Source organism: Streptomyces sp. NPDC028928, assembly GCF_055564915.1.
On sequence record NZ_JBVHVI010000007.1, the window covers coordinates 420099 to 442765 of the forward strand.

18 protein-coding genes are annotated in these 22667 nt (G+C 73.4%); 12 read left to right on the forward strand and 6 right to left on the reverse strand.

Features of this window, described 5'->3' with window-relative positions; all coding sequences use genetic code 11:
• Positions 1-36 precede the first annotated feature (36 nt).
• The 4 genes from ACZ4U1_RS19670 to ACZ4U1_RS19685 form a co-directional block, all read right to left on the reverse strand.
• On the reverse strand, positions 37-1347 hold the full coding sequence (locus tag ACZ4U1_RS19670; RefSeq protein ID WP_467904707.1) for a phosphatase PAP2 family protein: 1311 nt from the start codon (positions 1345-1347) through the stop codon (positions 37-39).
• Between the two features lie 139 nt (positions 1348-1486).
• Positions 1487-2443 (reverse strand): alpha/beta fold hydrolase, encoded by a 957-nt coding sequence (locus ACZ4U1_RS19675; RefSeq protein ID WP_467904708.1) that lies wholly within the window; start codon positions 2441-2443, stop codon positions 1487-1489.
• A gap of 33 nt (positions 2444-2476) precedes the next feature.
• Positions 2477-6841: a molybdopterin-dependent oxidoreductase gene (locus ACZ4U1_RS19680; protein WP_467904709.1), complete on the reverse strand. Its 4365-nt coding sequence runs from the start codon at positions 6839-6841 to the stop codon at positions 2477-2479.
• A gap of 388 nt (positions 6842-7229) precedes the next feature.
• The gene (locus tag ACZ4U1_RS19685) at positions 7230-8600 is read right to left on the reverse strand and encodes a hypothetical protein (protein ID WP_467904710.1); all 1371 of its coding nucleotides are present in this window, start codon (positions 8598-8600) and stop codon (positions 7230-7232) included.
• Between the two features lie 260 nt (positions 8601-8860).
• Between ACZ4U1_RS19685 and ACZ4U1_RS19690 the strand changes: the two genes are divergently transcribed.
• From ACZ4U1_RS19690 to ACZ4U1_RS19740, 11 genes are all read left to right on the forward strand, one after another.
• Positions 8861-9556 carry a type 1 glutamine amidotransferase domain-containing protein gene (locus ACZ4U1_RS19690; protein ID WP_467904712.1) on the forward strand — a complete coding sequence of 232 codons (696 nt, stop codon included), beginning with the start codon at positions 8861-8863 and terminating at the stop codon, positions 9554-9556.
• 111 nt (positions 9557-9667) lie between these two features.
• Positions 9668-9901, forward strand: coding sequence for a hypothetical protein (locus ACZ4U1_RS19695; RefSeq protein ID WP_467904713.1), 234 nt, complete (start codon positions 9668-9670; stop codon positions 9899-9901).
• Positions 9901-12252, forward strand: a complete 2352-nt coding sequence (locus ACZ4U1_RS19700) for a heavy metal translocating P-type ATPase (protein ID WP_467904715.1) — start codon at positions 9901-9903, stop codon at positions 12250-12252. The genes ACZ4U1_RS19695 and ACZ4U1_RS19700 overlap by 1 nt, the downstream gene beginning before the upstream one ends.
• Positions 12252-12770 (forward strand): copper chaperone PCu(A)C, encoded by a 519-nt coding sequence (locus ACZ4U1_RS19705; protein ID WP_467904717.1) that lies wholly within the window; start codon positions 12252-12254, stop codon positions 12768-12770. The genes ACZ4U1_RS19700 and ACZ4U1_RS19705 overlap by 1 nt, the downstream gene beginning before the upstream one ends.
• 6 nt (positions 12771-12776) lie before the next feature.
• Positions 12777-13517, forward strand: a complete 741-nt coding sequence (locus tag ACZ4U1_RS19710) for a hypothetical protein (protein ID WP_467904719.1) — start codon at positions 12777-12779, stop codon at positions 13515-13517.
• 168 nt (positions 13518-13685) lie between these two features.
• Positions 13686-14294 carry a sigma-70 family RNA polymerase sigma factor gene (locus ACZ4U1_RS19715; RefSeq protein WP_467904721.1) on the forward strand — a complete coding sequence of 203 codons (609 nt, stop codon included), beginning with the start codon at positions 13686-13688 and terminating at the stop codon, positions 14292-14294.
• Between the two features lie 159 nt (positions 14295-14453).
• Complete coding sequence (locus ACZ4U1_RS19720; RefSeq protein ID WP_467904723.1) at positions 14454-15518, forward strand: ABC transporter substrate-binding protein; 1065 nt, start codon at positions 14454-14456, stop codon at positions 15516-15518.
• A 21-nt stretch (positions 15519-15539) separates the two neighbouring features.
• A complete protein-coding gene (locus ACZ4U1_RS19725) occupies positions 15540-16604 on the forward strand; it encodes a FecCD family ABC transporter permease (RefSeq protein ID WP_467904748.1) in 1065 nt (354 codons plus the stop codon).
• A complete protein-coding gene (locus tag ACZ4U1_RS19730; protein WP_467904725.1) occupies positions 16601-17467 on the forward strand; it encodes an ABC transporter ATP-binding protein in 867 nt (288 codons plus the stop codon). The genes ACZ4U1_RS19725 and ACZ4U1_RS19730 overlap by 4 nt, the downstream gene beginning before the upstream one ends.
• Positions 17468-17517: 50 nt before the next feature.
• A complete protein-coding gene (locus ACZ4U1_RS19735) occupies positions 17518-18717 on the forward strand; it encodes a cytochrome P450 family protein (RefSeq protein WP_467904750.1) in 1200 nt (399 codons plus the stop codon).
• Positions 18718-18776: 59 nt separating this feature from the next.
• Positions 18777-19730 carry an L-tyrosine/L-tryptophan isonitrile synthase family protein gene (locus ACZ4U1_RS19740; protein ID WP_467904726.1) on the forward strand — a complete coding sequence of 318 codons (954 nt, stop codon included), beginning with the start codon at positions 18777-18779 and terminating at the stop codon, positions 19728-19730.
• Between the two features lie 39 nt (positions 19731-19769).
• On the opposite strand, the gene ACZ4U1_RS19745 is transcribed toward ACZ4U1_RS19740, so the two are convergent.
• A complete protein-coding gene (locus ACZ4U1_RS19745; RefSeq protein WP_467904727.1) occupies positions 19770-21137 on the reverse strand; it encodes a PhoX family protein in 1368 nt (455 codons plus the stop codon).
• 236 nt (positions 21138-21373) lie between these two features.
• Here ACZ4U1_RS19745 and ACZ4U1_RS19750 point away from each other — a divergent pair, with 236 nt between their 5' ends.
• The gene (locus ACZ4U1_RS19750; protein WP_467904728.1) at positions 21374-22066 is read left to right on the forward strand and encodes a response regulator; all 693 of its coding nucleotides are present in this window, start codon (positions 21374-21376) and stop codon (positions 22064-22066) included.
• Between the two features lie 19 nt (positions 22067-22085).
• Here the strand turns inward: ACZ4U1_RS19750 and ACZ4U1_RS19755 are convergent, their stop codons facing one another.
• Complete coding sequence (locus ACZ4U1_RS19755) at positions 22086-22496, reverse strand: pyridoxamine 5'-phosphate oxidase family protein (protein WP_467904729.1); 411 nt, start codon at positions 22494-22496, stop codon at positions 22086-22088.
• Positions 22497-22667: the final 171 nt, after the last annotated feature.

Sequence of the window (22667 nt, forward strand, 5' to 3'; positions counted from 1 at the left end):
CACATGGCGTTCAGGACGCCGGCGCACCGGCATGACTCACACCGGTTCGGGCTGCGGTTCCGGCTGCAGGGCCGGTGCGGCCTTCGGTTCCCACAGCCGGGTGGTGCGTACGTAGGCGTGGACCACCGAGGCCGTCGCCAGGACGAGAAGCGGTCCGAAGAGCCACGCGTGCGCGGCCATCTGCATCGGCAGGAAGCGGTACGACACCAGGAGCGCGACGAAGACCGTCGCACCGTGGGCGACCAGCTGGATTCCCGACCGGTCCCAGCCGCGGGCGAGCGAACGCAGCGCCGCCTCGATCGTGAGCGTGAACACCACGCCGGCGATGATGTCCGCGCCGTAGTGGTAGCCGAATCCCAGGGTCGCGCCGAGGGTGGCGATCAGCCAGAACGTGCCGGCGAACCGCAGGATCCGCGGTCCCCTGCGGGAGTGGATGAAGATCGCGGTGGCCCACGCGGTGTGCAGGCTGGGCATGCAGTTGCGCGGGGTGATCTCGTCGAACGGCATGCCGTGCGGGGTGATGACCGGCGACGGTGTGTTCGGCCACAGGTCGGCCACCGCCCAGTGCCCGCCGTCGGCGCCGTAGGCGAAGATCGGTCCGACCACCGGGAAGATCATGTAGATGCCGGGCCCGAGGAGGCCGATGACCAGGAAGGTGCGCACCAGGTGGTGGGCCGGGAAGCGGCGCTCGACGGCCACGTGACGCAGCTGGTACAGCGCGACGACCACCGCGGCCACCGCGAGCTGGATGTAGACGTAGTCGAGGACGTGCGCGCCGATCGTGCCGGTGGCCTCGACCATCCGGCCCACCACCCAGGACGGGTTGCCCAGGGCGTGGTCGGCGGTCGCCACGTACTGGTCGAGCACCGCGGGGCGGGTCTTCGACGTGATGAGCAGCCAGGTGTCCCCGGTCTTGCGGCCGGCCACCAGCAGCAGGCCCAGCCCGACGCCCTTGAGCAGCAGGACGCGTTCCCGGCCGGTGCGGCGCGTGAGCGCGATGACCGCGTAGCCGAGCAGCACCCACAACGCGCCGTTGCCGAAGGGGTGGCCGCTGTGCGGCGGCGTCTTCGCGTCGACCGCCCATCGCACCACGAAGAAGACGATGTCGATGCCGACCGCGATCCCGGCCGCCGTGAGCCGCTCCCGCCAGGTGAGCACCACCATCATCAACGCCATGCTGGCGTACAGCAGTGGTCCTGATTTAGGCGCAAATATTACCTCTTTCGCCTGGTTGGTGATCGGCCCCGGCATGCCGTAGTGACGTGCGGCGATCTCCAGCGCGATGAGGAAACCGAGGGTCACCACTGCCGCCGTGGCCCACAGAATGGCCTGGGGCCGGCGCCACACCGCGATATCGGTTCTGTCGTTTATTCGCGAAAACGCCCGCGATGGTCTGTTTATCAATTGTTTTGGCCGTTTTGTTGGTTGTAAGGCGAACAGGTCGGTCTTCGGGTGAGTTCGATCATGTTATAGGAGAGCTGTGAAGTCAGGCCCTGAGGAAGTCGATGAGGGCTTCGTTCACCTCCTGAGGGCGTTCCTGCTGGGTCCAGTGCCCGCAGCCCTCCAGCTCGAGCGGCTTGCGCCACAGGTTGGGCATCAGCTCGGGGAGCTTATCGATGAGTTCGGGGGTGCCGGGGAAAGCGGGGACGAGGTCGCGGTCGCCGTAGACGTACAGGGCGCGCGGGGTGACGACGGCACCGTGCCAGGCGGCGGTCAGTTCCCAGTTGCGGTCGAGGTTGCGGTACCAGTTGAGAGCGCCGGTGAAGCCGCCGGAGAAGCTCTCGGTGAGCGCGTCCAGGTCGTCCTCGGTGAACCACTCCGGCAGCACCTCGGGGTCCGGCATGGTCGCGAGCCAGCCGCGCTCGGGGTCGACCAGCGGCTGCCGGCCCGAGCCGGCGTCGGGAGCGTCCCCGGAGGCCCAGTAGAAGAACTTCCGCAACGTGGTGCGGGTGTCCCTCGCGAACTCGGCGTCGGCGACGCCGGGGCGGTCGAAGTAGTTCCAGTAGAACCGGCCGTCGAACCGCTCCTCCATGGCGGCCAGCGGCGGCCGGGTCCCGCGGAACGGCGGCGGCACGCTCAGGCCCGCCACCCCGAGCACCACGTCCGGCCGCAGCAGCGCGGTGTGCCAGGCGACCGGCGCGCCCCAGTCGTGCCCGACGACGTACGCCTTCTCCTCGCCGAGCGCGTGGATCAGTCCGACGACATCGCCGACCAGGTGGAGGATCGTGTACGCGTCCACGGCCTCGGGACGGTCGCTGCGCCCGTACCCGCGCTGGTCGGGGGCGACCACGCGGAAGCCCGCGTCGGCCAGCGGACCGAACTGGTGGTGCCAGGAATGCCACGACTCGGGAAAACCGTGCAACAGCACCACCAGGGGGCCGCTGCCCTGCTCGGCGATGTGCAGCCGGATGCCGTTCACGTCAACCATGCGATGCTCGACCATGGGCAGAGCGTACGCGCGGCGATCTCCGGACGGTCAGTAGACGTCGCGGACGTACCGTTTCTCCGCCGCCAGGCGCCTGACGTAGGCCGCGGCCTCGTCGGTGTCCATGCCGCCGTGGCCCGCGACGATGTCCCGCAGCGCCTGGTCGACGTCCTTGGCCATGCGCCCCGCGTCGCCGCAGACGTAGAAGTGGGCGCCGTCCTGGAGCCACTGCCACAGCCGGGCGCCGTTCTCGCGCATCCGGTCCTGGACGTAGATCTTGTTGCGCTGGTCGCGGGAGAAGGCGAGGTCGAGGCGGTCGAGATGGCCCGACGCCCGGTACGCCTCCAGCTCCTCGCGGTGGTAGAAGTCGGTGGCCCGGCGCTGTTCCCCGAAGAAGAGCCAGTTGCGGCCGGTGTGGCCGCGGGCCCGACGCTCTTCGAGGAAGCCGATGAAGGGCGCCACCCCGGTCCCCGGACCCACCATGATCATGGGGGTGGCCGGGTCGGCGGGCGGGCGGAAGTGCGGTGAGCGCTGCACGAAGACCTGGACCGGGCCGTCGTCCGCGCAGTCGGCGAGATAGGTGGAGCAGACACCCTTGCGGGCGCGGCCGAGGTCGTTGGTGTAGCGGACGACCGAGACGGTGAGGCGGACCTCGCCGGGGTGCGCGAGCGGACTGGAGGAGATGGAGTACAGCCGGGGCTGGAGGCGCCTCAGCACGCCCGCCCAGTCCCCGGCCGAGGCACGGACCGGGAACTCGGCGATGACGTCGGCGGCCTGGCGGCCCCAGCTCCACCGCGCCAGCGCGTCCTTGTTGTCCGGGCGCAGCAGCCGCTTCAGCTCGCGGCTGCCGGTCCGCTCCGTCACGAACCTGAGCAGGTCGGGGGTGATGCGGGAGATGTCCAGGCGCGTACGCAGCGCCTCTTCGAGCGGGAGCGGAGTGCCGCCGCCGAGGTCCACCGGTTCATCGGGGTCGAGTCCGGTGAGGGCGAGCCATTCGGTGACGAGTCCGCCACCGTTGGCCGGCCACACGCCGAGGGCGTCGCCGGCGTCGTACGCCAGTTCCCCGCCACGGGTGTCGAAGGCGAACTGCCGCACCTCCTTCCCGGACCCGGGAAGGCTCAGCAGCCGGTTGCCGATCAGCAGGGTCGCGAACGGTGACGCCTTGGTGTAGCCGGTCGGCGCCGGAGCGGGCGGCGGGGCGGCGGCCCGCCGTGCGGTGGCCGGGGCGCCGTCCGCCTCCGGCGCGGCCGTCCCGACCGGGCCCGCGGGCACCGGCTCCCGGCCGTCGGCCGTGGCCAGCGCGGTGGCCACCCGGCCGAGCCATTCCTCGGCGGGCTCCTCGAAGTCGGGCTCGCAGTCCGTGCGGGGGACGAGCCGGGTCGCGCCGAGCGCTGCCAGGCGTTCGTCCAGCCGGCGGCCGTGGCCGCAGAAGTCGTCGTAGGCGGAGTCACCGAAGGCGAGCACCGCGAACCGGACGCCCTCCAGCCGCGGCGCGTCCGGGGCGGACAGCGCCTCCCAGAAGCCGGCCCCGTTGTCGGGGGCGTCGCCGTCGCCGAACGTGCTGGTGACGAGGAGCACATCGGTGTCGGCGCCGAGGTGGTCCGGGGACGCCTCCGCCATGGGCAGCAGTTCCGGCTCCCGGCCCGCCTCGGTGAGGTGTACGGCGGTGTAGGCGGCGAACTCCTCGGCGTTGCCGGTCTGGGACGCCCACAGGACCAGCACACGGCGGGCCGGTACGGCCGTCCCGGCGGCCTGCGCCCCGGGCCGCGCGGGCACCGGGGCCGGGGCCTCGGCGGTGGCGCGGGAGAACATGCCGGCGAGGACGCCGTCGACCCACTCGGCGTGGTCCGGGTCGAAGGGCGCGCCCGGCGGCAGCACCGGGACACGCCCGTCGGGCGGGGTCAGGGCGAGGCCCGAGAGATAGCCGGAGAGATAGCGGCGCTCCCGCTCGGCCAGGGGCGCGGGGTCGAGGCCGCCGATGCCGAACATGGCGGCGAGCGCGTGGACGGGCGAGCCCGCCGGGGCGGTCGCCGCGGTCACCGGTTCCGGCATGGAGGCGGTCTCGTGCGCGGGGGCGGGGCGGTCCGCCGGGACGGAGGTGTTCTCGTGCGGGGCGCCGGGCCGGTTCGCCGGGACGGAGGCGGTCTCGTGCGCGGGGGCGGGGCGGTTCGCCGGGACGGAGGTGTTCTCGTGCGGGGCGACCGGCCGGTTCGCCGGGACGGGGGCTGCCGTCCTGGTGAGGGCGACCGCGCAGACCTTGAACTCGGGCTGGAAGGAGAGCGGGTCGACGGCGTCGTTGGTGACGGCGTTGACACTGAGGTATTCCCCGAACAGGTCGTTCCAGTGGAACGGCGCGAAGCACGTGCCCGGCTGGACACGGTCGCTGACCACGGCGGGCAGGACGGCACGCCCCCGGCGGGAGGCGACCTCCAGGTGGTCGCCCTCGGTCACGCCCAGCGCCCGCGCGTCCTCGGGATGGACCTCCACGAACGGGCCGGGGCTGAGCTTGGTCAGCTTGGCGACCTTGCCGGTCCTGGTCATCGTGTGCCACTGGTGCTGGAGACGACCGGTGTTCAGCACGAACGGGTAGTCGTCGTCGGGGAGTTCCGCCGCCGGCAGATGCGGACGGGCGAAGAACCGGGCACGTCCGCTCGCCGTGGGGAAGGCCAGTCGGGGCCGGCTGCCGTCCTCCCGTACCCGCAGGGTCTGGCTGACACCGTCGTTCAGGTAGCGGATCGGGTTCCGGTCCGGCCCGTCGGCGGCCGGCGCCGGCCACTGCACGGGGGTGCCGCGCAGCCGGTCGTACGTCACTCCGCGCAGGTCCCAGCCGGTCGCCGGGTTCCACGCCTGCTTGAGCTCTTCGAAGACCTCCTCGGCACAGGTGTAGGAGAAGCCGTCGGCGAAGCCCATCGCGCAGGCCACCCGGGCGATCAGCTGCCAGTCGGGCAGCGCCTGCCCCGGCGGGTCCACGACCCCCTGGACGAGGGTGAGGTTCCGCTCGGAGTTGACCATGACACCGTCGGACTCGGCCCACAGCGTGGCGGGCAGCACCACATCGGCGTACGCGTTGGTCTCGGTGTCGGCGAACACGTCCTGCGTCACGACGAGTTCCGCGGCTTCCAGACCGGCGATGACGGTCCTGCGGTGCGCGACCGAGGCGACCGGGTTCGTGCAGATGATCCAGCACGCCTTGATGGCGCCCGCCGCCATCCGCTCGAACATCTCGACCGTGCCGCGCCCGACCTCCGTACGCAGCGTGCCCTCCGGGACGTTCCACAGCTTCTCCACGAAGGCGCGGTCGGCGTCGGCCAGGACCGAGCGCTGGCCGGGCAGACCGGGACCCATGTAGCCCATCTCGCGGCCGCCCATGGCGTTGGGCTGGCCGGTCAGTGAGAAGGGACCGGCGCCCGGGCGGCACAGGGCACCGGTGGCGAGGTGCAGGTTGACCAGGGCGTTGGTGTTCCAGGTGCCGTGCGTGGACTGGTTCAGGCCCATGGTCCAGCAGCTCATCCACGCCCCGGCCTCGCCGATCCACCGGGCGGCCTGCCGGAGGTCGCTCTCGGGTATGCCGGTGATCTCCGCGACCTTCTCGGGCGGGTAGTCCGCGAGGAAGGCGGGCATCTCCTCCCAGCCCTCGGTGAACTCGGCGACGAACTCCTCGTCGGTGTGGCCGTCCGCCACCAGCAGGTGCAGCAGGCCGTTCAGCAGGGCCAGGTCGGTGCCGGGCCTGATCCGCAGGAACAGGTCGGCCTTGTCGGCGGTGGCGGTGCGCCGCGGGTCCACGACGATCAGCCTGGCGCCCGCCGACCTCACACGGTCCATCAGCCGCAGGAACAGGATCGGGTGACAGTCGGCCATGTTGGCGCCGATGACGAAGAACACGTCCGCGTGGTCGAAGTCCTGGTACGAGCCGGGCGGGCCGTCGGCGCCCAGCGACAGCTTGTAGCCGGTGCCGGCGGAGGCCATGCACAGCCGGGAGTTCGACTCGATCTGGTTGGTCCGCACGAAGCCCTTGGCCAGCTTGTTCGCCAGGTACTGGGCCTCCAGGGACATCTGCCCGGACACGTAGAACGACAGCGCGTCGGGCCCGTGCTCGTCCAGGATCGCCCGCAGCCGCCCGGCGACCGCCGCGACGGCCTCGTCCACATCGGTCTCGGCCGGCTGTGCCTCGCGCTCGGCACGCACCAGAGCCTTGGCCAGACGGCCGGGCGCGGCCATCATGTCCGCGCTCGTGGCGCCCTTGGTGCACAGACGGCCGAGGTTGGCGGGGTGCGCCTTGTCGCCGGACGCCTTCGCCACACGCCGCCGGCCGTCGACGGGATCCCGGGTGACGTCCAGAACGATCCCGCAGCCGACACCGCAGTACGAGCAGACCGTGCGGACGCCGCCGTCCCCGTCCTTCGAGCCAGCCGCCACCGAACCCCCACCTACCGCGCGTGTACCGTTCCGGACCGACCCGCCGCCGGCGGCCGGCCCCCGTTACCAGCACCGTAGGAAGATCGAATTTCCGCCCGGTCACGCGTCGGGAGCGCACGGGGTTACGCCCCCCGCACATGCCGCGGCGAAGCCGTGTGAGGCGTACAGGTGCCGGCGGCCGCTCTCCCTCTCCTGCTCGCACGGTCGGAGAGCTGCCCTGGAGCCTGCGGTCGCGGATCACGCGCAGCCGGGTCGGCGCACTGCCGTGGCGGAGGACGCCGGTGACCAGTTCGCCGCCGATCAGCTCCGTCGTGCACGCCAGGCCGTCCCGGGTGCGGGCCGGCAGCAGGGCGGCGTCGTCCGAGCGGCCGAGCCGTGCCGTTGCCGGTCACCGCGGGAGCTGCCGCTCTCGGTCCCGGAGCAGCAGCACCGTGTTGGAGACGGCTCCCGACGCGGTGTTCACGGGCCCCACGGCGGCGCCCGCAGCGGGATCCGGATGGCGGACGTAGGCGCCCGCGACACGGCCGTCCACCAGGAACGGGGAGAGCACGAACGGCACCCGGGCCGCGCTCCGGGCCCCGTCGCGGCTCCGGAACCGCATCCCTGTCCTGTCGGGCACGACCCGGTGCTGGAGGACGACCGTCTCCGCGACGGACCGCTGCGTCAGCAGCTCGAGCCACTCCCGCTCCGTGACCCCGTTCCCGGCGACGAAGCCGGCGCCCCCGTGACCGCACGAGGGTTTGACGACGAGACCGGCCCTGTCCCGCACGGCCCGGTCCAGGACGCGCCGGCGCAGCTCAGCGGACTGCCGAGGGCCCAGCCACGCCGTCCACGGCACATGCCGCACGATCAGCTCGCGGTCCGCGGACTCGTACAGGTCCAGATCCTCGTGCATCCAGGCCAGCACCTGCTTGGCGCTGAGCAGGCACGACGCCTCGGGGACGAACAGCCGCACGGTGCCGGCCAGGACCGCGCCACGCAGGACGCCGAGGGCTGCGCCGTCCGTCAGCACCCGACCGGCGAACTGGTTGAAGACCACATCGATACGGTCGTCGCCCACCCACAGCCCACCGGCGCCGCCGTGCACCTGGGACAGGTCCGCGACGGACACGTCCAGGCCCGCCGCCCGTGCGGCCTCCGCGGCCGGCCGGAGATAGCGGCGCAGGGCGGGGGCGCCGTCCAGCTTCGCCGCGAGGCCCGACGCCGCCCGCCAGGTCGGGACGAGCGCCCGGCGACGCGTACCGTCCGGCGCCGGTACGACTCCGGCCAGGGCGGCCGCCCGCGCACGCAGGGTCGACTCAGGCTCGGCGAGGGTGCCGTCCGGCCAGCTGCGGGCGAACGCCGCACCCCGTTCCTCCAGACCCGGCACCCCGTAGATGTTCGGCCCGATGTTCAGCTCCACGAACCACGGCGTACCGCCCGCCAGCAGCGCGTCGGGCCGGGCCATGCGCAGCAGAGCGGAGGCGGACAGCGGCTGCGACGGGTCCAGGAGCGGCAGAGCGGGGTGGTCGTGCAGCGCCCCGTACAGCTCGCCGGCGGTCCCGGCCCTGCGCCTGCACGCGAGGAGAGCGCACCGGAGCACGCCCGCCGCGAGCGCGCCGAAGCGGTGGTAGTCCGCTGCGGAGAACACCAGCGGGCGCAGCGCCTCCCAGTTGCCCGGCGACGCGTCGAGCACCCACCAGTCGCCCTCGGCGCTGCGCCGCAGCAGCTCCGAGCGGGCGCCATCCGGCAGCCGAGGCCACAGGTCACGCAGGGTCACTGACGAACCGCACTCCACGTATGCCTCCCTCGGATGGCCACGGGACGGCGCCGCGCAGTCGCGCTCCTTCGACGGTAAGCCGTCACGGACCGCCCCTCACCCCGGCCGGGACCACCCATAGGATTTCCAATCCCGGACATTCGTTTCCTCATTGGAAAGCTATCGCGGACCGTCGTACGTTCGAGGACGACGCCGCGCCGGCGCTCTGCACTCACCGCGTCAGGTACGGCACCACGTCCGCCACCCTGGGAAGAAACACCATGTCGAAGATCCTCTTCGTGATGACCGGCGCCGACCACTGGACGCTGGCCGACGGAACCAAGCACCCCACCGGCTTCTGGGCCGAGGAGGCCGTCACCCCCTACGAGGCGTTCAAGGCGGCCGGGCACGAGATCGTCGTCGCCACCCCCGGCGGCGTCGTCCCCACCGTCGACAAGGGCAGCCTCGCCGCCGAGGTCAACGGCGGCCAGGAGAACGCCGACAGGATCGTGGCCCGGCTCGCCGCGATGAGCGAGCTGCAGCACCCGCTCCGGCTGGAGGACGTCGACCTCGATGCCTACGCCGCCGTCTTCTACCCCGGCGGCCACGGCCCCATGGAGGACCTCGCCGTCGACGCGACCTCCGGCGGCCTGCTGATCGACATCCTCGCCGCGGGCAAGCCGCTGGGCGTGGTCTGCCACGCCTCCGCCGCGCTGCTCGCCGCCACCCGCGAGGACGGCACCAACGCCTTCGCCGGCTACGAGGTCGCCGCGTTCACCAACGCCGAGGAGACCCAGGCCGGCCTCGCCGGACACGCCAAGTGGCTGCTGCAGGACCGCCTCACCGAGGCGGGCGTGCAGGTGCGGGTCGGCGAGCCGTGGGCGCCGAACGTGGTGGTCGACCGCACCCTGGTCACCGGCCAGAACCCCGCCTCCTCCGCCCCGGTCGCCACCGAGCTGCTGAAGCAGCTGGGCTGAGCCGTGACACGCACCACACCCGTTGCCCGGAACTCGTCCCCGGACCGCGCCGACTCCTGAAGCGGTACGGCTTGATCCGCCGATGCCGTACGACGTGATCGGGGACCGGTGATGGACGAGTTGCGAGAAACCCCCTCCGGCGAGGGCGCGCCGCTGCGGAAGGTGCTGCCCCCGCCCGCCCTGTGCGGCTTCCTCCTGCTGCTCGCGCTGATGGGCGCGGTGGCGTACGCCGTCGGGGCGGCCGCCGGCCCCGTGGCACCCGGGATGCAGGACACCGGCACGCACCGGGACGGCGGTGGCGGCGAGACGGACGACATGGGCGGCATGCACGGGGGAGACCGCTGATGGGCGCCGAGCCGGGGGCGGCGGACCTGACGACGACCGACCTGGCCGTGGGCGGCATGACCTGCGCGGCCTGTGTCAGGCGTGTCGAGAGGAAGCTCGGCAGGCTCGACGGGGTCACGGCGAGCGTCAACCTGGCCACCGGACGGGCCCGGGTGACCCATCCGCAGCGGATCCGTCCCGGGGAACTCGTCGCCGCCGTCGAGCAGGCCGGGTACACGGCCGCCCTGCCCCAGCCGCCCGGGCAGCGGCGGCCCGAGCAGGAGTCCGAGCAGGAGTCCGAGGAGGACCGGGCCGAACGTGTACGGCTGCTGGTCACGGCACTGCTCGCCGTGCCGGTGCTCGTGCTGTCGATGGTGCCCGCGCTCCAGTTCCGGAACTGGCAGTGGCTGTGCTTCGTCCTGGCCGCCCCGGTCGCGGTGTGGGGCGCGGGGCCGTTCCACACGCGGGCGGTACGCGGGCTGCGCCACCCGGCGGCCACCATGGACACGCTGGTCTCCCTGGGCGTCGTGGCCTCCTTCTCCTGGTCGGCGTACGCGCTCTTCCTCGGCGGTGCCGGCGCTCCGGGCATGCGGATGCCGTTCAGCCTGGCGCCCACCGCCTCGGACGGCGCCGCACACCTCTATCTCGAAGCGGCCGTCGGCGTCCCGCTGTTCGTACTGGCGGGACGGTTCCTGGAGGCCAGGGCCAGGCGCGGGACCGGGGCGGCCCTCAGGTCGCTGGCTCAACTGACCGCCAAGGACGTGTCGGTACGGCAGGACGGGACCGAACAGCTCGTCCCGATCGAGCGGTTGGCGGTCGGGCAGGTCTTCGTCGTCCGCCCCGGGGAGCGGGTGGCCACCGACGGCGAGGTGGTGGAGGGGCGTTCCGCGGTGGACCTGTCCCTGGTCACCGGCGAGAGCGAGCCCGTCGAGGTCCGCCCGGGTGCCACGGTGGTCGGCGGGTCCGTCAACGCCGGCGGACTGCTCGCCGTCCGGGCCACCGCGGTGGGCGCCGACACCCGACTCGCCCGGATCACCAGGCTGGTGACCGACGCCCAGGCCGGGAAGGCGAAGGCGCAACGGCTGGCGGACTCGGTGGCCGGTGTCTTCGTGCCGGTCGTCCTGGCGCTGGCCGTCACCGCCCTCGGGTTCTGGCTCGGCGCCGGAGCCGATCCGCAGGCCGCCGTCACCGCGAGCGTGGCCGTCCTCGTCGTGGCCTGCCCGTGCGCGCTCGGCCTCGCCACCCCGACCGCGCTGATGGCGGCCACCGGACGCGGCGCCCGACTCGGCGTCCTGGTACGCGGACCACGGGCGCTGGAGGGGCTGCAGCACATCGACACCGTGGTCCTCGACAAGACCGGCACGCTCACCTCCGGACACATGACCGTCGCCCGGGTCACCGTCACAGCGGACGGACTCGGCCGGGAAACGGTGCTGCGGCTGGCCGGAGCGGTGGAGCGGGGCTCGGAACACCCGCTGGGCCGGGCCATCGCCGCCCACGCCCGACAGTCCCTGGGCGGGCGGCCGTTGCCGGACACGCGTGACTTCACCGCGGAGCCCGGCCGGGGCGTGCGCGGGCGGGTCGAGGGCCGGTGGGTCGAAGTCGTCGCGCCAGAGGGCGAGTTGCCGGACGAGCTGCCAGAGGGCGAGCTGCCAGAGGGCGAGCTGCCAGAGGGCGAGGTGCCGGACGGCGCATTGTCGGGCGGCGCGTTGCCTCCGGTCCTGGCCGAGGCGCTGGCGGTGGCGGAAGCCGCTGCCCACACCCCGGTGCTGGTCCGGGTGGACGGCAGGGCGGAGGCCCTGATCGAGGTGGGAGACGTCGTACGAGCCGGAAGCTACCGGGCCGTGGACCGGCTGCGGCGCCTCGGTGTGCGTCCGGTGCTGGCCACCGGCGACCGGGAGGCACCCGCCCGGGCCGTCGCGGCCGCCCTGCGCATCGACGAGGTGCACGCCCGCTGCACCCCCGAGGACAAGGCGCGCCTCGTCCGGGACCTGCGGGAACAGGGCCGTCGGGTCGCGGTCCTCGGCGACGGCGTGAACGACGCCGCCGCCCTCGCCGCGGCCGACCTCGGCATCGCCATGGGCAGCGGCACGGACGTCGCCATCGGGGCCGCCGACGTCACCCTGGTGCGCGGCGACATCGAGGCCCTGGCGGACGCCGTCCGGCTGGCCCGGCGCACCCTGCGCACCATCCGCGCCAACCTCGCGTGGGCCTTCGGCTACAACCTCGTGACCGTGCCGCCGGCCATGGTCGGCCTGCTCGCCCCGATGCCCGCCGCGGCGGCGATGTCGGTGAGTTCCCTGCTGGTGGTCGGCAACAGCCTGCGGCTGCGCGCCTGGCAGCCGTCGCCCGTCCGGAAGAGGCCTGCCTGATGACCACGAACCTCCGGCGGCCCGCCCGCCGTCGCCTGACGGACGCCCTGAGCGCCGCGCTCGCCCCCGTGGCCGCGGCCGGCCTCGCCCTCGCCGGCCTGACCCTCTGGGTGACGGCCGGGCAGGCGGGCAGCCCGCCCCGGATCCAGGTGGCTCCCGGACGCGTCTTCCTGCCGTACGGCGGTACGACGGAGACCGCCGCGTTCTTCTCGTTCCTCAACTCCGGCGGCGCCGACGACCGGTTGGTCAAGGTGACGTCCACCGCGACCGGCGGCGAGGTCGCGCTCAGCCGCCACCGCATGTCCGGGCGCGGGGCGGCCTACCGGCAGCGCGTGGACTCGGTGACCGTCCCGGCCGGCGGGGCAGTCCTCATGTCACCGGCCGGTGTCGACGTGACGCTCCGGGCGGGGAAAGAGTGGAAGGCCGGTGACGTCGTGCCGTTCACCCTGCACTTCGAGCACAGCGGGACGATCAGGACGACAGCCGTTCTGATCCGCCCGGCCGACGGCGTTTCCTGAGGCACCGTGACTGCTGGGTGGTGTTCTCGCACGGTACGGGCCGCGGTGTTCGCGGCCGTCTGTGTGCTGCTCGCCGCCCTCGGCCACGTCCTCATGTCCGGAAGCCATGTGCCCGCCTGGGTGCTGGCCGCCGGGTTCGCCGTGACGGGTTCCCTGGGCTGGTGCCTGGCGGGCCGTGAGCGCGGGCTGCCGCTGATCGTGACGGTCGTCGTCGCCGTCCAGACCGTCCTGCACTCGGCGTTCTCGCTGGCCCAGTCGGTGACCGGGGGAGCGGGGGAGCGGGGGGTCTCCGGGGGGACGGGGGGCGGCTTGTGTCCTCTGCCCATGGGCTCGCCGCACATGGGTTCAGGGGACATGGGCGCGGTGCACATGGCCGCGGTGCACATGGGCTCAGCACACATGGGCTCAACGCACATGGCCCCAACCCACATCGGCCCGGGTCACATGAACATGGGCCACTCCATGGGCGGCGGTACCTCGTCCTTCGGCATGCTCGCCGCCCACCTGCTCGCCGCGCTGCTGTGCGGCCTATGGCTGGCGTGCGGCGAGAAGGCCGCGTTCCGCATCCTGCGGGCCGTCGCCGGACGGCTGGCGGCACCGCTGCGGCTCCTGCTCGTCGTGCCCGCGGCCCCGGACGGTCCGCGCCTCGGCGTACGTCGCCGCCGCTCGGACCGGGCGCCGCGGCTCCTCCTTCTCGTCCACGCGATCACCACCCGGGGTCCGCCCGAGGGGACCGCTGTCGCCTGACGACAGCCGGTTCACCCCGAGGCCGAGGCCGCCCGTGAGCGCCTCGGTGCATCGGCCGTACGGCCACGACGCCGTAGGGCCGTCTCCCCGCACCGGCACCCGCCGGACCGCTCGCGCCCCCGCGTGCCCGTGGTCCGGAGCCGGACGATCCGAGAAGGACACCAGGTGATGACCCCTGCCCCGACCACCTCGCACGACGCGCCCGCGGAGAGATCCGTCGACGACGCGATAACGGCCTGGGCGCTCGCCGCCCGGGGCGGTGACGCGCACGCCGTCGAGCACTTCGTCCGTGCCCTCCACCGCGACGTGCAGCGCTACGTCGCCCATCTGTGCGGCGATCCGCAGGCGGTCGACGATCTGGCGCAGGACACGTTCCTGCGCGCGCTCGGGAGCCTGCACCGGTTCGAGGGCCGCTCGTCCGCCCGTTCCTGGCTGCTGTCGATCGCCCGCCGCGCCGTGATCGACAGCTACCGGTACGCCGCCAGCCGGCCCCGTCTGTCCGACGCACCGGACTGGCAGCTGGCCGTCGAACTGGCCCAGCCGCAGGACCTGCCCGGCTTCGAGGACGGCATCGCGCTGCTCGACCTGCTCGCCTCGCTGCCGGACGAGCGCCGGGAGGCGTTCGTCCTCACCCAGATGGTCGGTCTGCCGTACGCGGAGGCCGCCGAGGTGAGCGACTGCCCCGTGGGCACGGTCCGCTCGCGGGTGGCGCGTGCCCGGGCCGCGCTCCTCGACCTGCTGGCCGAGGCGGACGAGCCCGCCGCTCTGGCGGCCTGAGCCAGGCGGTACGGCGTCGGCGCCGGGCCGGAGGGTCCCGGCGCCGGCCCCCCTCACCGGCGGCACCGGTCCGGTCGGGAACTCATCGCGGGTTCGCTCCGACTTCTGGACGGGTGACGGAGGTTCGCCCGTGTACCGAGTGATTCCTGGAGACTTGCGATGCGTTCTCGTGTGTGGGGCGGTCTGTCCGCCGTCGTGCTCGGCGGCCTGATGGTGACGGGCTGCGGCGGCGGGAAGGAGACGGCGAGCGCGGGCGGGGCCGGGAGCACCGGTTCCGGCGGGCGTCCGGTGACCGTCACCGACTGCGCCGGCGCCAGGACCACGTTCTCCGCACCCCCGGAGCGGATCGTCACCAGCAACGGCGCCGGCCTGGAGCTGCTGCTGCGGCTGGGCGCCGGGGACAAGGTGATCGGCACCGGCTTCCCGCCCGGGCGGGGTACCCTGCCCGCCGGCCTGGACGCCCAGGCCCGGAAGGTCCAGGTGCTCAGCCGGACCGTGATCCCGAAGGAGAAGCTGCTCGGCTCGGGCGCCGACCTGTACCTCGACACGTTCGCCTCCATGAACATGGGCGCCGGCATGGGGGACACGCCCACGGAGGAGGAGTTCAAGGCGGCCGGGATCAAGCACGTCTTCCTGAAGTCCACCGCCTGCGCCGCGACGCGCAAGAGCCCCCTGACGGACCTCTCCGCGGTCGAGGCCGACATCACCACGCTCGGCGCGGTCACCGGAACCGGCGCGAAGGCGAAGGAACTCGTCGCCGGGATGAAGGGGAAACTCGACGCCGTCCGGAAAGCCGTCGGCGGTATGGCGGCCGGTGAACGGCCGACGTACTTCTTCTTCGACTACGACGCCGGCACCCGGCAGCCCATGGCCGTCTGCAACCGCCAGATCGCCCACGCGGTGATCACCCTGGCGGGCGCCCGCAACGTCTTCGCCGACTGCGACGGCGACTTCCGGCAGGCCGGCTGGGAGGACGTGATCGCCAGGAACCCGGACTGGATCCAGCTCGGCGTGCGTACCCGGGGCAGCGAGGCGTCGAACGACAAGGCGTTCGACGCGGCACGGAAGTGGCTGGAGACGAACTCCGCCACCAAGGGGCTGAAGGCGGTCCGGGAAGGCCATTTCCTGCGGATCAACTCCGAGCGGACCACCATCGCCGGGGTCGGGAACGCCGACACCGTCCAGGAGATCGCCAAGACCATCCACCCGGACAAGGTCGGCTGAGCCGTGGTCTCCCCGCCGCCTGTGTCCCGCCCCAAGTCCGGTGCTGAGTCCGGGAAAACGCGCGGCCTGCCCGCCGGGCCGGTCGCCGCGGCCCTCGGCCTCGCCCTGCTGCTGGCGCTCACCGCGGCGGTGTCCTGGGGGTCGACGTCCATCCCGCCCGGCGAGGTGTGGGGCGTGGTGGGACGGAGACTGTCCGGCGAGCCGCCCAGACCCGGCACCGACGACCTGATCGTCTGGCAACTCCGCGTCCCGCGCGCCCTGTTGGCGGCCCTGGTCGGCGCCGGGCTCGGTCTCGTCGGTACGGCGACCCAGGCCCTGGTGCGCAATCCGCTGGCCGACCCCTACCTGCTGGGCGTCTCCCACGGTGCCTCGCTCGGCGCGGTCGCCGCGATCGTGCTCGGCCTCGGCGCGGGCGGGGCGCTGGGGCTGGGCCTGCCGGCGGCGGCGTTCGCGGGCGCCCTGGCCACCTTCGTCCTGGTGTGGGCCGTCGCCCGGCGCGGCGGCGGTTTCGCACCGCTGCGGCTGGTCCTGGCCGGGGTCGCGATCGGCCAGTTCCTGTCCGGCTTCACCAGCTATCTGGTGCTGCAGACCGGGGACGAACAGCAGACGCACGGCGTGCTGTTCTGGCTCATGGGCAGCCTGAGCGGCGCGAGCTGGCAGCTGCTGGCGGTACCGGCCTGCGCGGTGCCGGCCGCCCTGCTGTGGCTCCAGGCACGCGCCCGCCCGCTGAACGCGCTGCTGATGGGTGACGAGACGGCGGCCGGTCTGGGCGTCGACGTCACGCGGTCGCGCCGGGAGCTGTTCACCGCGACGAGCCTGCTGACCGGGGTCCTGGTCGCGGTCTCCGGCGCGGTCGCGTTCGTCGCGCTGATGGTGCCGCACGCCTGCCGGCTGGTCGTCGGCGGCGATCACCGGCGCCTGCTGCCGGTCTCGGCGCTGTCCGGGGCGCTGCTGATGGTCGTGGTCGACATCGTCTGCCGGGTCGCGATGGACACGCAGGAGCTGCCGGTCGGCGTGGTCACCTCGCTGCTCGGCGCTCCCGCCCTGCTGTATCTGCTGGACCGGCGGACGGGGAGCCGAGGGTGAGGATCGACATCGAGGACCTGCACATCGCCTACGCGGGCCGTACGGTCGTGGCGGGCGCCCGGCTGGTGGCGGCGGAAGGGGAGATCACCGGCCTGGTCGGACCGAACGGGAGCGGCAAGTCCACCCTCCTGCGCGCCGTCTACCGGCATCTCGAGCCCGTCGCGGGCCGGGTGCTGCTGGCGGGCACCGACCTGCGCGAGCTGAGCCCGGCACGGTCGGCCCGGCACATCGCCGCCCTGCCGCAGGAGCGGGGCGACGACTTCGAGCTGACCGTGCGCGAGGTGGTCGCCATGGGGCGCACGCCGTACAAGCGGGCCTTCGCGGGCGAGGACGCCACCGACCGGGACCTCGTCGCGCGCGCCCTGGCCGACGTCGGCATGGACGGCCACGCGGCACGCCGCTTCTCCGCCCTGTCCGGCGGCGAACGCCAACGGGTGCTGCTGGCCCGGGCGTTCGCCCAGAGCCCGGACGTGCTGGTCCTGGACGAGCCGACCAACCACCTCGACGTCCGCCACCAGGTCGAGCTGCTGGCCCTGCTGCGCGCCCGGCGCCGTACGACGCTGGTGTCCCTGCACGACCTCAACGCCGCCGCTTCCGTCTGCGACCGGCTGCACGTCCTGCACGCCGGTGCCGTGGTCGCCTCGGGGCCGCCCCGTGAGGTCCTCACGCCCGCCCGGCTGGCCGAGGTCTTCGGGGTACGGGCGGCCGTGGTCGACCATCCCCTGACCGGCGACCCGCTGATCGCCTACGACCACCGGACACCGGCCGAGCCGGAGACCCCGCCCCCGGCCGGCAGCCGCGGCGCCACCGCCGCCTCCGTCCCGGACGCGTCGCCGACCCCACCCTCCGAAGGAGCCCCGTGAACCCCCGAGAGTCCCTGCCGGACACCGGACTTCCCGATCCCGTACCGCTGATGGGCTGCCCCTACAAGAGAGACCCCTACCCCCTGTACGCGCGGATGCGCGAGGCCGGCCCGGTCCACCGCGTGCTGTTCCCGAGCGGCGTCGGGGCCTGGCTCGTCACCGGGTACGACGCCGCGCACGCCGCCCTGAACGACGACCGGCTCGGCAAGAACCACGACCGGGGCAACGACCGCTGGCGGGCCCGCGCCTCGATCATGCCCGAGCCCCAGCACGCCCAGCTCCAGGTCCATCTGCTGCACCAGGACCCACCGCACCACACCCGCATGCGGCGCCACGTCACCGACGCCTTCGCCCCGCGCCGGATCGAGCGCTTCGCCCCGCGCATCCAGGAACTGGCCGACCGGCTCGTGGACCGCCTCCCGGAGACCGGACCCGCCGACCTGGTCGGCGCCTTCGCCGCGCACTTCCCCTTCCGGGTGCTGGCGGAAGTGATCGGCCTGCCACGGCAGTTGGCGGACCGCTTCGACCGGGACTGGGGCAAGGTCGTGCAGCCGGTCGGCCCCACCGACCCCGGACGCGCCCGGTACGAGGCGCGCCTGCACGCCTTGCAGGGCTACATCGCCGACGTCGTCGCCCACACACGCGACCACGCGGGGGACGACCTCCTCAGCCGGCTCGTCGCCGCCCGCGACCTGGGCGAACTGTCGCCGGAGGAACTGGACTCGATGATCTTCCAGTTGCTCGTCGCCGGCCAGGAACCCGTCACGAACCAGATCACCACGGCCCTGATCGCCCTCTTCCGCCATCCGGCGCAACTCGCCCGGCTCCGGGACGACCCGGCTCTGCTGCCGCGGGCGGTGGAGGAACTCCTCCGCCACGACAGCGCCTTCGAGCTGACCACCTGGCGCTTCTTCGACCGGGACAGCGACCTGTACGGCACCGAGGTCCCGGCCGGAGACTCGGTGATCGTCTCCCTGTGCGCCGCCAACCGGGACCCGCGCCGCTTCCCCGACCCCGACACCCTCGACCTCGGCCGGAGCCCCAACCCCCACCTCGCCTTCGGCCACGGCATCCACTTCTGCCCCGGCGCCGCCCTCGCCCGCGCCGAACTCCGGATCGCCCTGGGCACCCTCCTCGCCCGGCTGCCCGGCCTGCACCTCGCCATCGCCGACGAGGACATCGAGTGGATCCCGTCCGTCCTCGGCCGAGGCGCCCACCACCTGCCCGTCGGGTACGACCGGCGCCTGTGACGGAGCACCTCACCCACCCCACCCCTGCGCCCCGCCCGCACGCCCGCACGGAGGACCCCATGCCGCCGACGACCGCCCCGACCGCCCCCGCCACCCGCACCACGGGCAGGATCAGCGCCGCGATCCTGAACCTGCTGCTGCCGTACCACCGCACGACCGACCGGACCGCCACGCCGCCCACTCCCGAGGCGTTCCCCCTGCAACTCCGTCTCCTCGCCGACTTCGTACGGACCGGCGAACCCGTCACCTTCACCCTGCCGGGCTTCCCGTGCAAGTCCCCGAACCCGGCCAAGGTCCTCGGCCACCTGCCCGACCAGGCCGAACGGCTCTCCCTCCGCTTCCTCCACGCCCTGTGCACGGACATCGAGCGGATCTACCCGCCGGGCGCCCGGATCGTCATCTGCTCCGACGGCCATGTCTTCGGCGACGTGATCCACGTCCCCGACGCCCACATAGACGCCTACGCGGACCGACTCCGCCTGCTCATGGCGGAGTCGGCGTCGGCCCGGCTCTCCCTCTTCGGTCTGCGCGACATCCTCGGCGACCTGCCGTACGACACCAAACGCGCCCTCGTCCACGACCGGTATGCCCCACCGCTGGACACCCTCCGCAAGGAGATCCGCACCGACGCCACCACCCGCGCCCTCTACCGGGGCATCACCCGCTTCCTCGTCGACGACACCGCCGAGTTCACCGGCACCCGCTCGGCCCTGCAACGCGAGTGCCGCAGACGCGCCTACGGAGTCATCCAGCGCAGCCGCGCCTGGGGCGGCATCGTCGCCGAGCACCACCGGCGCGCCGTACGGCTGTCCATCCACCCGCAGCCCGTCGGCGGGCCCAAGTTCGGCATCCGCCTCCTCGACGCCCCCGACGCCTGGACCACCCCCTGGCACTCGGCGGCCCTGCGCCGCGCCGACGGCAGCTGGACCCTGCTGCCGCGTGCCCGAGCCGCCCGGCTCGGCCGCCTGGTCCTGCGTGACGGCAGGCCGAGCCACTTCGAGCAGGAGCACTGACGGCGGTCGGTCCGCAGGCGGGTGCCGGAGCTGTGCGTGCTATCCGCGCCAGGGTCCGGTCACCGCGAACGTGGTGCCGGGCGTGTAGCAGTTGACGTACATCGTCCCGCCGTCGGGGGAGAAGGTGACCCCGGCGAACTCGCCCCATTCCGGTGCCTCGGGGGTGCCGATGTTCTGCCGGCCGCGGGCCATGGCGTACACCTCGCCGGTGCGCGTCACGCCGAAGACGTGCTGCGCGCCGTTGCCGTCCTCGCACACCATCAGGCCGCCGCTCGGGGCGAGGCAGATGTTGTCCGGGGACTCGCCGGGCAGTTGCACGTCCGTGGCCGGGCCGAAGACGACGACCAGCGTCAGGCGGCGCCGCCGCGGGTCGTAGCGCCAGATCTGGCCGTAGTGGTCGGCCGCCGAGCCGTCCGCGCTGCGGGCGAAGGACGACACGAAGTACACGCAGGAGCCGCCCCAGTAGCAGCCCTCCAGCTTCTGCGCGTGCGTGATGCCCCGCGGACCGTAGTCCTGCAGGCGGGTGGGGGTGGCGGCGGCCAGCGGGTCGGGTACGTCCACCCATTCCACGCCGTCGAAGCGCGCGCCGGTCTCCTGGATCGTGGACAGGTCCGGCACACCGGGCACCCGCATCGCCTGCAGCCGGCCGCCCGCGCGCAGCGAACCGACGCCGCCCAGCGGCTGGTTCGGAAGGAAGCGGTAGAACAGGCCGAACGGCTTGAGGAAGGCGTCCTCCGTCTCGTACACGACGCCGCTGCGCGGGTCGACCGCGATCGCCTCGTGCTGGAAGCGTCCCATCGCGGTCAGCGGGACGGCGCCGGTGCGGTGCGGGTCGGTGGGGTGGACCTCGAAGATGAAGCCGTGGTCCTTGGTGTAGCCGTTGGTGCCCGCCCTGTCCTCGGTCTCCTCGCAGGTCAGCCAGGTGCCCCAAGGGGTGCGGCCGCCCGCGCAGTTGACGGCCGTACCGGCGATGGCGACCCGCTCGGACAGCACACGGTTGCCCGCGTCGAGCGTCAGGGCCGTACAGCCGCCCTTGCCCGCGGGGTCGTAGGTGAGACCGCTGACGGTCGGTACCGGGATCTTCGCGGTGACGCGGTTCTCGTGGTTGCGGACCAGGTGCGTACGGCCCCCTCGGCCGGCGAAGGCGGCCATGCCGTCGTGGTTCGAGGGGACTTGGCCCTCTCCCGAGCGGAGCTGGTCGCCCTCGCGGGAGAGCACGGTGTAGCGGAAACCTTTCGGCAGATCGAGCAGGCCGTTCGGATCGGAGACGAGCGGGCCGTAGCCGGTGTGGCCCGTGTTCTGCGCGGCGGCGGTGCCCGCGAAGAGCTCGGACAGGGCGCCGGTGAAGGCGATACCCGCTCCCAAGGCGCTCGCTTTGGCCAGGACCTGACGGCGTGTTGCAGACATGCGGCAGCAACCTTCCTGCTGGCGGACAGGAACTGTGATCCCGCTGTGTCTATCACCTGGTACCGGCCACGGGAACCACGCGCGTAGCCCGTGTCACCGCCGGACGGTGCGGACGCCCGCCGGGCGCCGCCGACGAGGGACCCGCCGTGTCGGGCAGGGCCGATCGGCCCTGGTCTTCGGTCCCGGGGAGGGGAAGGATCGCCGGGGAGAACCGAACGCGTCACGAGGAGCGACCGATGGCGGAGCGCGAGCAGGCCGGACCCGACCACCCGATCCGGGTCTTCCTCCTGGACGACCACGAGGTGGTCCGGCGCGGGGTGCGCGACCTGCTGGACGACGAGCCGGACATCACGGTGGCCGGCGAGGCGGCCACCGTCGCGCAGGCCCTGGTGCGCGTCCCCGCCCTGCGCCCCGACGTGGCCGTGCTCGACGTCCGGCTGCCCGACGGCGACGGGGTGACCGCCTGCCGGGAACTGCGCTCGCACCTGCCGGAGCTGGTCTGTCTGATGCTGACCTCGTTCGACGACGAGGAGGCCCTGCTCGACTCGGTCATGGCCGGTGCGTCCGGCTACGTCCTCAAGCAGATCCAGGGCTCCGACCTGGTCTCGGCCGTGCGCACGGTGGCCGGAGGACAGTCCCTGCTGGACCCGAGCGCCACCACCAGGCTCATGGCCAGGCTGCGGGACGGCCGGCGGCGGGAGACCGAGCCGGACGTCCTGCCCGGCCTGACCGAGCGGGAGCGGGAGATCCTCGCCCTCGTCGGCGAGGGTCTCACCAACCGGGAGATCGGCCGGCGGCTGTACCTGGCCGAGAAGACGGTGAAGAACCACATCTCCCGGCTGCTGGCCAAACTCGGCGTCGAGCGCCGGGTCCAGGCCGCCGTCATCGCCACCCAGGCCCAGGACCGCCTGCGCGCCGAAGGACACTGAACGCCCCGGTGCCCCCCGCTCACGTGCCGGTCAGCCGGCGCCCCGTGACCATGTCCGACTCGATCCGTACGAACACCCCGTCCTGGACCGGCATCCAGGAGTCGGGGCCGTACCGCGAGAGGCGTTCGTGCTCGGCCGGATCCGTCACGAGCGCGGCCCGGCCGGTCACCACCACACTCCAGCCGCAGTGGGTCACCGCGTCGAACTCGTCCGCCTCGAAGGCGACCACGGCACCGTCGACCGCGCGCGCCAGCTCCGAGCCGGCCGCGGTCCGCAGCACCACCGAGGAGTCCGCGTCGAGGCGGAAGTCGACCGGCAGCACGGCCGGGAGCGCCTGCTGGGTGTACACGACACGGCCGACCGGCACCCCGCCCAGCAGGCGCAGGCAGGCCCGTCGGTCGAGCGCGTGAAGGTCGCCGTTCCGAAGCACCAGGCCATCGTCGGCGCGGGCACTCCGGAGGGGTAGGGCCGACCGGCCCTGTCCCGGGGCGGTTCGCCGGAGCCGGAGCCGGAGCCGCCGGCGCCCCGGCCGGGCCGCCGTACGCCGCGATCCCGTGTCGTCCCCCCGGCCCGGGGCCCGCTACCGTGAACCCCGGTGGGG

Excerpts from the sequence above, each read along its gene's own strand:
- ACZ4U1_RS19700 (WP_467904715.1), top strand. The coding sequence starts at position 9,901 with ATGGGCGCCGAGCCGGGGGCGGCGGACCTGACGACGACCGACCTGGCC.
- ACZ4U1_RS19695 (WP_467904713.1), top strand. The coding sequence starts at position 9,668 with ATGGACGAGTTGCGAGAAACCCCCTCCGGCGAGGGCGCGCCGCTGCGG.
- ACZ4U1_RS19745 (WP_467904727.1), bottom strand. The coding sequence starts at position 21,137 with ATGTCTGCAACACGCCGTCAGGTCCTGGCCAAAGCGAGCGCCTTGGGA.
- ACZ4U1_RS19735 (WP_467904750.1), top strand. The coding sequence starts at position 17,518 with ATGGGCTGCCCCTACAAGAGAGACCCCTACCCCCTGTACGCGCGGATG.
- ACZ4U1_RS19750 (WP_467904728.1), top strand. The coding sequence starts at position 21,374 with ATGGCGGAGCGCGAGCAGGCCGGACCCGACCACCCGATCCGGGTCTTC.
- ACZ4U1_RS19720 (WP_467904723.1), top strand. The coding sequence starts at position 14,454 with ATGCGTTCTCGTGTGTGGGGCGGTCTGTCCGCCGTCGTGCTCGGCGGC.
- ACZ4U1_RS19740 (WP_467904726.1), top strand. The coding sequence starts at position 18,777 with ATGCCGCCGACGACCGCCCCGACCGCCCCCGCCACCCGCACCACGGGC.
- ACZ4U1_RS19705 (WP_467904717.1), top strand. The coding sequence starts at position 12,252 with ATGACCACGAACCTCCGGCGGCCCGCCCGCCGTCGCCTGACGGACGCC.
- ACZ4U1_RS19675 (WP_467904708.1), bottom strand. The coding sequence starts at position 2,443 with ATGGTCGAGCATCGCATGGTTGACGTGAACGGCATCCGGCTGCACATC.
- ACZ4U1_RS19715 (WP_467904721.1), top strand. The coding sequence starts at position 13,686 with ATGACCCCTGCCCCGACCACCTCGCACGACGCGCCCGCGGAGAGATCC.
- ACZ4U1_RS19690 (WP_467904712.1), top strand. The coding sequence starts at position 8,861 with ATGTCGAAGATCCTCTTCGTGATGACCGGCGCCGACCACTGGACGCTG.